The organism is Streptomyces fagopyri (assembly GCF_009498275.1).
Taxonomy (GTDB): Bacteria; Actinomycetota; Actinomycetes; order Streptomycetales; family Streptomycetaceae; genus Streptomyces; species Streptomyces fagopyri.
Genome location: NZ_CP045643.1, coordinates 4,207,560 through 4,219,763, shown reverse-complemented (window position 1 = coordinate 4,219,763; position 12,204 = coordinate 4,207,560). Strand labels below are relative to the sequence as shown.

The window sequence follows — 12,204 nt, the reverse complement described above, 5'->3', positions numbered from 1 at the left end:
AGCATAGCCAGTTTGTTCGGTGGTACCGGAGTCGCCGGGGTTCGACGCTGTGAACTCTCCGCGACCGAGCCGTTAAAGAAGCGGTCCGCGGCGTTCCCGATCGGCGCGTCGGAGCCCGTGTCCCGGGCCGGTTGTCGCCTCGCGCGCCGAAGAGGGGCCACTGGGGCGCCCGCGGCGGGAGAATGGCCGGTATGAGTCCCATGTTCGGGCGCGGTGAGCGCCGTACGGAGAAGGCGGAGCGGGTGGAGAGGTCGGAGAAGGCGGAGACGGTGGCGCCGGGTGAGCGGCTGGTCACGCTCATCAGGAAGCCCGGCTGTCATCTGTGTGATGACGCACAGCAAGTGGTGGAGAAGGTGTGCGGAGACCTCGGCGTGCCGTGGGAGGGGAAGGACATCACGCAGGACGAGGAACTGCACCGCGCGTACTGGGAGCAGATCCCCGTTGTGCTGGTGGACGGCGCCCAGCACACGTTCTGGCGTGTGGACGAGGGGCGCCTGCGCAAGGCCCTGGCCTCCTAGCCGGGCGGAGACCCGGCACGAGCCCGTCCTGACCGAGCAGTCCAGGTGGTCCGGAAAGTCGCCTAGGATCGACGGCGATTGGTCTCGGGGGCGGGGTTCGTTGAGGAGTGTGTACGGCTTTGCCCCCTTCAGGTGCGGAACGAAGCTGTCCGTGCGCAGGTTCCATACCCGCGCGCCGGGCATGCGTGACCCCCGTCACGTTGCCCGGGCAAATCGGACACCATCTTTGTGCACGCGTTCACAAAGACATAGCCTGCATTCGACGGGGCGGTCCAGGAACAGGTGACCGCCTACAGCCCCGCTCTACCCGCAGGAGCACCGTGGCAACTGGCCGAACTCACCGACCGGCGACCCGCAGCCGAGGAATTCCCGAGGCCACCGTCGCCCGTCTTCCGCTGTACCTCCGAGCCCTCACCGCACTGTCGGAGCGCTCGGTCCCCACGGTCTCCTCGGAGGAGCTCGCGGCCGCGGCGGGGGTCAACTCCGCGAAGCTGCGCAAGGACTTCTCCTACCTGGGCTCCTACGGGACGCGCGGTGTGGGGTACGACGTCGAGTATCTCGTGTACCAGATCTCCCGCGAACTGGGCCTCACCCAGGACTGGCCGGTAGTGATCGTCGGCATCGGCAACCTCGGCGCCGCGCTGGCCAACTACGGAGGGTTCGCGTCCCGCGGCTTCCGGGTCGCCGCGCTGATCGACGCCGATCCGGAGATGGCCGGAAAGCAGGTCGCGGGCATCGCCGTGCAGCACAGCGACGGCCTGGAGAAGATCATCGACGAGAACGGCGTCTCCATCGGCGTCATCACCACCCCGCCGGGCGTGGCCCAGCAGGTCTGCGACCGTCTGGTCGCCGCCGGGGTCACCTCCATCCTGAACTTCGCGCCGACCGTCCTGTCCGTCCCGGACGGCGTCGACGTGCGCAAGGTCGACCTCTCGATCGAACTCCAGATCCTCGCCTTCCACGAGCAGCGCAAGGCCGGTGAGGAGGCCGAGGCCCAGGCCGGTGCCGCCGCCCAGGCCGCCCAGGAGAACAACGGCAAAGGACCCGACGGGGACGTTCCCGCCGTGATGCCGGCATGAGTCTCCTCGTCGTCGGGCTGAGCCACCGCAGCGCCCCGGTCAGCGTCCTCGAGCGGGCCACGCTGGCCGCGGACACGCAGTCCAAGCTGCTCCAGGACACCGTCGCCGCCGAGCCGGCCGCGGAAGCCGCGGTGCTCGCCACCTGCAACCGCATCGAGCTGTACGCCGACGTGGACAAGTTCCACGCGGGCGTCGCCGAGCTGTCCACGCTGCTCGCCCAGCACAGCGGGGTCGGGCTCGAGGAGCTCACCCCCCACCTCTACGTGCACTACGAGGACCGGGCCGTCCACCACCTCTTCTCGGTGGCGTGCGGACTGGACTCGATGGTCGTGGGCGAGGGCCAGATCCTCGGCCAGATCAAGGACGCCCTGGCGACCGCGCAGGAGCTGCACACCGCCGGCCGTCTGCTGAACGACCTGTTCCAGCAGGCGCTGCGGGTCGGCAAGCGCGCGCACTCCGAGACCGGCATCGACCGGGCCGGGCAGTCCCTGGTCACCTTCGGTCTGGAACAGCTGTCCGCGGGCGCCCCCGTCGACGTCTGGGCCAAGGGCAAGCGGGCCCTCGTCATCGGGGCCGGCTCCATGTCCTCGCTGGCCGCGGCGACGCTCGCGCGCGCCGGGGTCGCCGAGATCGTCATCGCCAACCGCACGCCGGACCGCGCGCAGCGGCTCGCCCAGATCCTCAACGAGAACGAGGGCGGCGCCTCGGACGTGGCGGCCCGCGCGGTACCGATGGACGCGGTGCCGGTCGAGCTGACACGTGCCGACGTGGCCGTTTCCTGCACCGGCGCGACGGGACTGGTCCTGACGGCGGAGTCCGTCACGGCGGCCGTGACGGGACGCACGGGGCAGGCCGTTCAGGGCGTCGGCTCGGCTCGTACGGCACCGGACGCGGCCTTCGCCCGTACGGCGTCGGACCCGGTCGTGGACGACGCGCCGCTCGCGCCCACGAGCGTCGGCAGCGAGGACGGCTGTCCGCTCGACGTGTCCACCGTGCAGGGCACCGCCGGATTCTCCGTGCTCGGCGAGGCCGCCGTGGCCGGCATGGCCGCCGCCGAGCTGGAGCAGCACGCGGCCTGGGTGGACAAGGGCGACGCGGCGGCCCGCGCCCCGCGCGCGGCCGGTCTCCTCGACCCGGAGGCCGACACGGAGGCCATCGCGGCGCTCGCCGCGGCCGTCGCCGTCGTCGGCCGGGTTCCGGAGCGCCGCAGGCCCGAACCGGTCGCCGAGGCGCCCCGGCGCGCGCCCGTGCTGGCGCTGCTCGACCTCGCCATGCCCCGTGACATCGACGCGGCCGTGCACCGGCTGCTCGGCGTGCGGCTGGTCGACATCGAGTCGCTGGCCGAGGCGTCCGCGGACGCGCCGATGGCCGCCGACGTGGACCAGGTGCGGCGGATCGTCGCCGACGAGGTGGCCGCCTTCAGCGCCGCCCAGCGGGCCGCCCACATCACGCCCACCGTCGTGGCACTGCGGACCATGGCCGCCGACCTCGTCGCGAACGAGATCGCGCGGCTCGACGGACGGCTGCCGGACCTCGACGACAAGCAGCGGGGCGAGATCACGCAGACCGTGCGGCGTGTCGTCGACAAGCTGCTGCACGCGCCGACCGTACGGGTCAAGCAACTGGCCGCCGAACCCGGCGGCGCCGGGTACGCGGACGCGCTGCGGACCCTGTTCGACCTGGACCCGGAGACGGTCGCCTCCGTCTCGCGGGCCGAGAACAACACCGAGAACGCCAAGAACCGAGGGCGAGCATGAGTGAGCCGCGTGAGCCACAGGGGCGCACCGGCGGCGAGAGTCCGAGCGCACACCGGCCCGATGGGCTGAGCACCGCCGGACTCCCGACGCCGGACGCACCGCCCCGAGAGGCTGAGCCGGAACAAGGGGCACTGAGGCTGGGGACCAGGCGCAGCAAACTCGCCATGGCCCAGTCCGCACTGGTCGCGGACGCAGTGAGCAAGGTGACCGGACGGCCCGTCGAGCTCGTGGAGATCACGACGTACGGCGACGTCTCGCGTGAGGACCTCGCGCAGATCGGCGGCACGGGTGTGTTCGTCGCCGCGCTGCGTGAGGCGCTGCTGCGCGGTGAGGTCGACTTCGCCGTGCACTCGCTCAAGGACCTGCCGACCGAGCAGCCCGACGGGCTGGTGCTGGCCGCCGTGCCGGTGCGGGAGGACGCGCGTGACGTACTCGTCGCCCGCGACGGCCTCACCTTCGCGCGGCTGCCCGAGGGCGCGCGGGTCGGTACGGGTTCGCCGCGCCGGATGGCCCAGCTGAACGCGTACGCGCGTGACCACGGGATGACGATCGAGACGGTCGCGATCCGCGGGAACGTCGACACGCGGATCGGATACGTGCGCGGTGGGGAGCTCGACGCCGTCGTGCTCGCCGCCGCCGGCCTCAGCCGCCTGGGGCGGCTCGGGGACGTGACGGACTTCCTGTCCGTCGACACCGTTTTGCCCGCCCCCGGCCAGGGGGCCCTGGCGATCGAGTGCACCGCGGACAACGCGGATCTCGTCGCCGCGCTCGGAGAGCTCGACGACCCGGTCACCCGGGTCGCCGTGACCGCCGAGCGGTCCCTGCTCGCCGCCCTGGAGGCCGGCTGCAGCGCACCCGTGGGTGCGCTCGCCGACTTCCCCCGAGCTCTCGACTCCGGTCGAGCGGGGGGAACCTCCACGGCCGGCGCGCAGATTGTCAAGGAAATGCGCCTGCGCGGCGTCGTCGGCACGACCGACGGCTCGACGCTGGTGCAGTTGTCCACCACCGGTCCCGTGCCCGAGACGCACGACCAAGCAAGGGCGCTCGGCCGCGAACTCGCCGCCGAGATGCTTGCGAAGGGCGCGGCCGGTCTGATGGGGGAGCGAGCACATTGAGCCCCACCAACCTTCCCGCCGGTCCCGAACACGGGCACGTCACCTTCCTCGGTGCCGGACCCGGAGATCCGGGACTACTGACACTGCGCGCCGTGGAGGCGCTGGCGAACGCGGACGTCCTCGTCGCCGGGCACGAGGTGCTCGACGTCGTCCGTGCGCACGCCAGGCAGAACGTCGCCGTGCTGAACACGGATACGGAGACGGCTTTCGGCACGTCCGCCGGTCCGTACCCGGGCACGGGCGCGTCCCAGTCAGCGGTTGTTGACGCCTTGTCAGCAGCCGTTGGTGACCCCGCGTCGAGGGACGCTGCCAATCTTGTCATGGAGGCCGCGCGGGGCGGCAAGCGGGTCGTGCGTGCGGTGTCCGGTGACCCCGGGCTCGACACGTACGCCGCCGAGGAGATGCTGGCCTGCGTCGCCGCGGGCGTGCCGTTCGAGGTCGTGCCCGGGGTCGCGGCGGCCGTGGGCGTGCCCGCGTACGCCGGTGTGCCGCTGCGTGACGCGCAGGGCGCGGACGTGCGGTTCGTCGACGCGCGGACGGCCTCCGACCGGTGCTGGACCGAGGTCGGGGCGTCGGACGGCACGGTCGTCGTGTCGGCGACGCTCGACTCCGTGGCCGCGGCCGCGGGAGAGCTCGTCGCCTCGGGCCGCAAGCCCGATACGCCGATGTCGGTGACGGTCGCGGGTACGACCACGCGTCAGCGGACCTGGTCGGCCACGCTCGGGACCATCGCGCAGACCCTGAAGCAGGCCAAGGTGCTGCCGTCCCCGGACGGCGGCAGGCCGGTGATAGCCGTGGTCGGTGAGCGTTCCGCCGCCGCCCAGCGCGACCAGTTGTCGTGGTTCGAGTCCAAGCCGCTGTTCGGCTGGAAGGTGCTCGTGCCGCGCACGAAGGAGCAGGCGGCCTCGCTCTCCGACCAGCTGCGTTCGTACGGCGCCGTGCCGCACGAGGTGCCCACGATCGCCGTCGAGCCGCCGCGTACGCCGCAGCAGATGGAGCGTGCGGTCAAGGGACTCGTCACCGGACGGTACGAGTGGATCGCCTTCACGTCGGTCAACGCGGTGAAGGCGGTGCGGGAGAAGTTCGAGGAGTACGGGCTCGACGCGCGGGCCTTCGCCGGGATCAAGGTCGCGGCCGTGGGCGAGCAGACGGCGAGGGCGCTGGTCGCCTTCGGCGTGAAGCCGGATCTGGTGCCGAGCGGGGAGCAGTCCGCGGCCGGGCTGCTCGACGACTGGCCGCCGTACGACCCGGTGTTCGACCCGATCGACCGGGTGTTCCTGCCGCGTGCCGACATCGCCACCGAGACGCTGGTCGCGGGGCTCATCGAGCTGGGCTGGGAGGTCGACGACGTCACGGCCTACCGGACCGTGCGGGCGTCGCCGCCGCCGGCGGAGACGCGTGAGGCGATCAAGGGCGGTGGCTTCGACGCGGTGCTGTTCACGTCCTCGTCGACGGTGCGGAACCTGGTGGGTATCGCGGGCAAGCCGCACAACGTGACGGTGATCGCGTGCATCGGTCCCGCCACCGCCAAGACGGCGGAGGAGCACGGGCTGCGGGTCGACGTGATGGCCCCAGAGCCGTCCGTGCACAAGCTGGCGGAGGCGCTCGCGGACTTCGGGATGCGGCGGAGGGCCGCCGCCGCGGAGGCGGGGGACCCGGTGACGCGGCCGAGTGAGCGGCGGCCGGGGGCGCGGAGGCGGCGGGCCACGTAGGTCTTTCCCGGGTGAGTGGGGCGGTCGGGGCGGGGTTTTCCCGCTCCCGCCGCCCTTACCCGTCCCGTCCCCGGGGCTCTGCCCCGGACCCCGCCAGGGGCGCTGCGCCCCCTGGACCCCCGCATCGCCCGAAGGGCTCGTCCTCAAACGCCGGACGGGCTGGAGATGCGCGCCTGCGCTCATCAGGCCCCGGGTCTTCGCCCGAAGGGCTCGTCCTCAAACGCCGGACGGGCTGGAGATGCGCGCCTGCGCTCATCAGGCCCGGCGGGCGCACCGGCACGATGTCGGCAAAAGGGGTGGGGCGGCGGGCGTAGCGTGGGGGGATGACGAAGTACGGATCCTTCCCCGGTACGCGGCCGCGGCGGCTGCGTACGACGCCGGTGATGCGGCGCATGGTCGCCGAGACCCGGCTGCACCCCGCCGACTTCATCCTCCCCGCGTTCGTGCGGGAGGGCGTGAGCGAGCCGGTGCCCGTCTCGGCGATGCCCGGTGTCGTGCAGCACACCCGGGACAGCCTCAAGAAGGCCGCCCTGGAGGCGGTGGAGGCCGGGATCTCGGGGATCATGCTCTTCGGGGTGCCGGAGGACTCGAAGAAGGACGCCGTGGGGACGCCCGGCACCGACCCGGACGGCATCCTTCAGGTCGCCCTGCGTGATGTGCGCGCCGAGGTCGGCGACGAACTCCTCGTCATGTCCGACCTGTGTCTCGACGAGACCACCGACCACGGGCACTGCGGCGTCCTCGACGCGGAAGGGCGCGTCGACAACGACGCGACCCTGGAGCGCTACGCCGAGATGGCCCAGGTCCAGGCCGACGCCGGGGCCCATGTGGTGGGCCCCAGCGGGATGATGGACGGGCAGATCGGTGTCGTCCGTGACGCCCTGGACCAGATCGGCCGTGAGGACGTCGCCGTCCTCGCCTACACCGTCAAGTACTCCTCGGCCTTCTACGGGCCCTTCCGGGAGGCCGTCGGCTCCTCGCTCAAGGGCGACCGCAAGACGTACCAGCAGGATCCCGCGAACGTCCGGGAGTCCCTGCGGGAGCTCGCCCTCGACCTGGAGGAGGGCGCCGACATGGTGATGGTGAAGCCGGCCGGACCCTACCTGGACGTCCTCGCGCGGGTCGCCGACGAGGTGGACGTGCCGGTGGTCGCGTACCAGATCTCCGGCGAGTACTCGATGATCGAGGCGGCGGCGGAGAAGGGCTGGATCGACCGGGACAAGGCGATCCTGGAGTCGCTGACCGGCATCAAGCGGGCCGGGGCGCGGAACATCCTCACCTACTGGGCGACCGAGGTCGCCCGGACGCTGCGCTAGCCGGCCGGCCCGCGGGCGGCCTCGGGGCGCCTCAGTAGGACAGCGCGTCGTCCAGGCTCTGCTGCCAGTACGTCACCGTGAGCCTGTCGTCGACGTGCACGCCCTTCGCGGGGAGGGCGGGGGTCGAGGTGGCGCCCTTGGCGAAGCCGATCACCAGGGTCTTCGCCGTGTAGCCGTTGCCGCCGCTGCCGTCACCGGCCGACAGGAGGACACCCGCGTAGCCGGACTCGCCCGGGGCGAGGGTGACGACCGCCTGCGGGTGGGTCTCCTCGGCGACCGGGGGCACGGACTGGGCCTCGCCGAAGCGGGCGATCGGGTAGCCGGTCAGGTCGCAGTTCTTCGAGCCGGTGTTGGTGACGGTCAGGAGCAGGTGGTTGAGGGGGCGGGAGACCTCGGTCGCGGTGGTCCTGGTGTCGGCGCCGTCGCAGGCGGCGTTGCGGCTGCTGCCCGTGCCCGTGCCGCCTCCCGCGGACTTGCCGTCCCCCGCCTTGCCGGAGGAACCGTTCGTGGAGCCCTTCGTCGGGGTGGCGGCCGTACCTCCCGCGGAGCCTCCCGCCGTGGTGCCGTTGTCGCCCGCCGGCTTCGCCTTGGTCGATCCGCCCGGCTCGGCCGAGGACTCCGACGAGGCCGACGGGCCCTCGTCCCGTACGCCCTTCCCGTTGTCGCACGCCGTGAGGGCGAGCGCGGCGAGCGCGACCGTCGAGGCGGCGAGCAGGCGGGTGCGGACGGTGCGTGCGGACATGGGTGATCCCCCTGTGGGTGTCGGACCGGACGGGCCGCTCGGCCGGTCGAGCCGAGCGGCGTGCTTGGATGACCACAGCTTGTGGGGTGATCCGTCCCGGCCGCCACAGTTGCCGGGGGATACGGGACACCGGAACGGTCATGAGGGGTCTGACCTGGGGAAACGCCTTTCCCCTGGAATGCGGCCCGGGACGTGGGGGAGGACGGAACGGTGGCCGGGGACGAGTTCGCGGGACTGCTTCGGGAGCTGAAGGAGCGGTCCGGGCTCAGCTACGCGGCGCTCGCCAAGCGGCTGCACGTGAGTACGTCCACGCTGCACCGGTACGTCAACGGGGACGCCGTACCGACGGACTACGCGCCGGTGGAGCGGCTCGCGCGGGCGTGCCGGGCGACTCCGGACGAGCTGGTGGAGCTTCACCGGCGGTGGGTCCTCGCGGACGTGCTGCGGGGGCGGCGGGGCGCGGCCGCGGGGGCCCTGCCGGGAGCGGCGGCCGACGCGGACGAGGACGGGGACGAGTACGAGGACGGGGACGAGTACGGGCCTGGGCACGGGGGCGCGGACGGGGCTGGGGACGGGGACGACGGGGACGCGGGCGGCGCCGTGTCCGGCCCGGCCTCCGCCGTGCGGGACGTCGCCGGGGAGGCCGGGCCGGGCGCGCTGCCGGAATCCGGGCGGGGGAAGGGTCGGCGGGCCGGTCCGGAGGCTGTGACCCGGGGGCCGGTGCGGCGGAAGCGACGGGCCGTGGCACTGGCCGCCGCCGGTGCCGTCGTGGTGGCCGCGGTCGCCTCCACCGCGCTCGTCGTGCACCTCGGGTCCGGCGGGAGGGACGACGATGCCAAGGGGCACGCCGCGGCTGTCGGTGTGCCGCCCGGCGCGCGCCCGCGTGCCGACAGCACGCCGACCGGCGCGCGTCGGGGATCGGCGTCGCCGTCCGCCTCGCGTGCGGGCGGACCCGGGGCGTCCGCCTCGTCGGCCGGCGGGGCGGTGGACCGGCACGCGGCCGGCGGGAAGGATGCCGGCGAGGACGGAGCCACCGGGGACGGACCCGCCGGGGACGGTGCCGCCGCACCGGCCGTCGTCGTCGACCCGTACAAGTGGGACGGCCCGTGCGACCAGCACTACCTGGTGAACCGGAGGATCGCGGAGATGCCGCCGCCGCCGAACGAGGCGGACGCCCGGCGGTGGGTCGCCGCGCTCGGCGGGGTCGCCGGTGGGCGGCAGATGCTCGCGCTGACCGTGCAGGGCACCGGGAAGGCCACCGTCGTCGTCGAGGGCCTGCACGTGCGGGTGCTGGAGAAGAACGCGCCGCTCGCCTGGAACGACTACGCGATGGGCGTCGGCTGCGGCGGCGGCGTGGAGACCAGGTCGTTCACCGTGGACCTGGACGCGGGGCGGCCCGTGACCGCGCCCGAGGCCGGGCAGCGGGACTTCCCCTACAAGGTCAGTGAGTCGGACCCCGAGGTGTTCTACGTCTTCGCGGATGCCCAGGCGCACGACGTGACTTGGTACCTGGAACTGGACTGGTCCAGCGGGTCGAAGAGCGGCACGGTGCGGGTCGACGACCGGGGGAAGCCGTTCCGGACGAGCGGGAGCGTGGGACGTCCCGCGTACGACTATCCGCTGGGCGGAAGCGAGTGGCAGCCGGCGGCTCCCCCCGGGTAGGGGCCGGTGCCGCCGGGCCGGGCACGATCAAGTCGCCCCAGGAGTTAGGTTGTTGCTCGTTTGATAACGCGACTCTCCAGGGAGAGGCTTTATGCCCGGTGATGCTCTCAGCCAGGACCCCGCCGAGCTGAGAAGGAGGATCGACACCACCAAGGCGCACCCGGCACGCGTCTACGACGTCTTCCTCGGGGGCAAGGACAACTACCCCGTCGACCGGAACGCCGCCGCCGCGGCGCTCGCGGCCAACCCGCGCGGATACCTCGACGTCCGGCACAACCGGGACTTCCTGCGGCGTGCGGTGACCACGCTGACCCGGGAGGACGGCGTCCACCAGTACCTGGACATAGGTACGGGGCTGCCGACGCAGGAGAACGTGCACCAGATCGCCCAGCGGACCGCCCCCGCGTCCCGGGTGGTGTACGTCGACAACGACCCGGTGGTCCTCGCCCACGCGCGGGCACTGCTCACCAGCGGGCCGGAGGGGGTGACCGACTACATCGACGCGGACCTCAAGCAGCCCGCGCAGATACTCCAGGAGGCCGCGAAGACCCTCGACTTCGATCAGCCGGTCGCGCTCGTGCTGGTGGCGATCCTGCACTTCATCGAGGACGACGAGGCGTATCCGATCGTGCGTGACCTGGTGAAGGCGCTGCCGTCCGGGAGCCGGGTGGTGCTCAGCCATCTCACCGAGGACCTGAACCCCGAGAACGTCCGGGCGGTGCAGCGGACGTACACCGAGCGGGGGTTCACGTTCGTGCTGCGTTCCAAGGCCGAGGTCGAGCGGTTCTTCACGGAGAACGGGCTCGAACTGGACGAGCCGGGTGTCGTTCCCGTGCACCGCTGGCGGCCCGACGGGGCGGCGCCCGCTCCGGAGTCGGCCGACCCCGCGTACCTCGCGACCATCGACGACATCGAGAAGGTCCGCTACCGCGACATCAACGACGTCACGGACGCCGACATCAACGTCTACGGGGCGACCGCCGTCAAGCGGTGAACGCCGGCGGGGCGGCGGGCCGAGTCTCGCCCCGTCGCCCCGTCGCGCCCCTGAGGCTTCGGCCTCAGCCGCGTCCCGTCCCGGGAGGGGCCGGGGCCGAGGGGCGTGCCGAAGGAGGTGCGGGAGGGGGCTCAGTCCCACCAGAAGGACCACATCCGGCGGCCGAGCACCTCATGCTCCGCGTACGCGCGCAGCGCCTCGTGGTGGCCCTGGGTGATGTTGTCCGGGCAGAACGCGAAGTGCTCGGCGGCGACCGCCTCGGCCGCGTCCCGGGTCGTGGGCGGCGCGGCCACCGACAGGATGAGGCGGTCGAAGGCGAGGGCCACGACCCGTATGCCGAAGCGGTCCTCCCAGGAGCGCAGCACCGCGCACAGACGGGCCACGTCGCCCTCGTGGTTGAGCGGACCGGACCAGCCGATCGCCGCCGGGATGTCCGCGCTGCGGCGGGCCGGGACCAGGGCGAGGCGCGGCTCCTTCAGCCACGAGCCGCCGTCCGTCAGGGAACCGGCGATCTCGGCGGCGCACGCCTCGGGGTCGGCGCCGTGTTCCGTGGCGGGCGCGAGACCGGGCCAGGCGGGGCCGAACGGCGCGACCGTCTCCTCGTAGGTCCCCTGCTCGCCGAAGACCTCGACGACGGTCCTCATGCCGGGATGGTCCTCGTCGGCGCCGAGTTCGTCCGCCGCGTACTCGTCCCAGAACTCCGCGAGCACCTCCTCGGCGTCGTGGTCCCCGGGATAGGACACCTCGCCCGGCAGCAACTCCCAGTCCTCCGGGCCGCCCTGACCGCCGCCCACGTCGATCAGGAGGGGGAGCAGTCCGGACGTCCGCCGCGCGGGCTCCAGCGCCGCCCAGCCCCCGGGGGCCGCCGGTCCGTCGGCGTGCCACAGCAACGGCTCGTGCCCCGGGCCGTCGCCGTCGCCCATCGACCCAAGGGCGTGGGAGGTACCCACAGCGTCGATCAGTCTCCCGGCCGGGAGTTCAAGCCCGAGCGTGTGCCCGCTCGGGTCGGCCGCCAGCTTCGGCAGCGGGTTCGGAAGTGTCGCCATGCCGGTGACTGTAGGGGCCGCCACTGACAACGCGGGGCGGGCCCCCGGTCGGCGTCCCACGGCGGTGCACGCCGCCCGTGCGGTGGGCCCGGCCCGCGGTACGGGGCCGCCTTCGGGGTTGTCGTCGTCCAGGACCCGGATCGCGGCCCCTTCGCCGAAGTCGGGTTCCGTGCGGGCGGCTTCGGGGCGACCGCCGCCGGACGTGAGAGCGCCCCGCGCCCCGGGTGGTCCCGGGGCGCGGGGCGATGCCGGCCGGTCCGTGC

The 12,204-nt window shown here is 73.1% G+C and carries 10 protein-coding genes; 8 read left to right on the top strand and 2 right to left on the bottom strand.

Annotated features, from left to right (window positions below):
• Nucleotides 1-182 precede the first annotated feature (182 nt).
• The 6 genes from GFH48_RS18055 (at nucleotide 183) to hemB (ending at nucleotide 7,497) form a co-directional block, all read left to right on the top strand.
• Nucleotides 183-518: a glutaredoxin family protein gene (locus tag GFH48_RS18055; RefSeq protein WP_228120669.1), complete on the top strand. Its 336-nt coding sequence runs from the start codon at nucleotides 183-185 to the stop codon at nucleotides 516-518.
• A 320-nt stretch (nucleotides 519-838) separates the two neighbouring features.
• Nucleotides 839-1,597 (top strand): redox-sensing transcriptional repressor Rex, encoded by a 759-nt coding sequence (locus tag GFH48_RS18050; RefSeq protein ID WP_148012254.1) that lies wholly within the window; start codon nucleotides 839-841, stop codon nucleotides 1,595-1,597.
• Entirely contained in the window at nucleotides 1,594-3,354 is a 1,761-nt protein-coding gene (locus tag GFH48_RS18045; RefSeq protein WP_153289249.1) for a glutamyl-tRNA reductase, read from the top strand. The genes GFH48_RS18050 and GFH48_RS18045 overlap by 4 nt, the downstream gene beginning before the upstream one ends.
• A gap of 131 nt (nucleotides 3,355-3,485) precedes the next feature.
• Nucleotides 3,486-4,469, top strand: coding sequence for a hydroxymethylbilane synthase (hemC, locus tag GFH48_RS18040; RefSeq protein WP_228121348.1), 984 nt, complete (start codon nucleotides 3,486-3,488; stop codon nucleotides 4,467-4,469).
• Nucleotides 4,466-6,181 carry a bifunctional uroporphyrinogen-III C-methyltransferase/uroporphyrinogen-III synthase gene (locus GFH48_RS18035; protein ID WP_153289247.1) on the top strand — a complete coding sequence of 572 codons (1,716 nt, stop codon included), beginning with the start codon at nucleotides 4,466-4,468 and terminating at the stop codon, nucleotides 6,179-6,181. Before hemC ends, GFH48_RS18035 begins: the two co-directional genes overlap by 4 nt.
• A gap of 323 nt (nucleotides 6,182-6,504) precedes the next feature.
• Nucleotides 6,505-7,497 (top strand): porphobilinogen synthase, encoded by a 993-nt coding sequence (gene hemB / locus GFH48_RS18030; RefSeq protein WP_153289246.1) that lies wholly within the window; start codon nucleotides 6,505-6,507, stop codon nucleotides 7,495-7,497.
• Between the two features lie 31 nt (nucleotides 7,498-7,528).
• Here the strand turns inward: hemB and GFH48_RS18025 are convergent, their stop codons facing one another.
• Entirely contained in the window at nucleotides 7,529-8,239 is a 711-nt protein-coding gene (locus GFH48_RS18025) for a DUF4232 domain-containing protein (RefSeq protein WP_153289245.1), read from the bottom strand.
• 210 nt (nucleotides 8,240-8,449) lie between these two features.
• Between GFH48_RS18025 and GFH48_RS18020 the strand changes: the two genes are divergently transcribed.
• Together GFH48_RS18020 and GFH48_RS18015 are read left to right on the top strand one after the other, a co-directional pair.
• Nucleotides 8,450-9,901 carry a helix-turn-helix domain-containing protein gene (locus GFH48_RS18020; protein WP_153289244.1) on the top strand — a complete coding sequence of 484 codons (1,452 nt, stop codon included), beginning with the start codon at nucleotides 8,450-8,452 and terminating at the stop codon, nucleotides 9,899-9,901.
• A gap of 91 nt (nucleotides 9,902-9,992) precedes the next feature.
• On the top strand, nucleotides 9,993-10,895 hold the full coding sequence (locus GFH48_RS18015) for an SAM-dependent methyltransferase (RefSeq protein ID WP_153289243.1): 903 nt from the start codon (nucleotides 9,993-9,995) through the stop codon (nucleotides 10,893-10,895).
• A 131-nt stretch (nucleotides 10,896-11,026) separates the two neighbouring features.
• Here the strand turns inward: GFH48_RS18015 and GFH48_RS18010 are convergent, their stop codons facing one another.
• A complete protein-coding gene (locus GFH48_RS18010; protein WP_153289242.1) occupies nucleotides 11,027-11,941 on the bottom strand; it encodes a DUF4253 domain-containing protein in 915 nt (304 codons plus the stop codon).
• Between the last annotated feature and the right edge of the window lie 263 nt (nucleotides 11,942-12,204).

Coding starts and splice junctions, on each gene's coding strand:
- GFH48_RS18055 (WP_228120669.1), top strand. CDS start 183: ATGGCCGGTATGAGTCCCATGTTCGGGCGCGGTGAGCGCCGTACGGAG.
- GFH48_RS18045 (WP_153289249.1), top strand. CDS start 1,594: ATGAGTCTCCTCGTCGTCGGGCTGAGCCACCGCAGCGCCCCGGTCAGC.
- hemB (WP_153289246.1), top strand. CDS start 6,505: ATGACGAAGTACGGATCCTTCCCCGGTACGCGGCCGCGGCGGCTGCGT.
- GFH48_RS18025 (WP_153289245.1), bottom strand. CDS start 8,239: ATGTCCGCACGCACCGTCCGCACCCGCCTGCTCGCCGCCTCGACGGTC.
- GFH48_RS18015 (WP_153289243.1), top strand. CDS start 9,993: ATGCCCGGTGATGCTCTCAGCCAGGACCCCGCCGAGCTGAGAAGGAGG.
- GFH48_RS18010 (WP_153289242.1), bottom strand. CDS start 11,941: ATGGCGACACTTCCGAACCCGCTGCCGAAGCTGGCGGCCGACCCGAGC.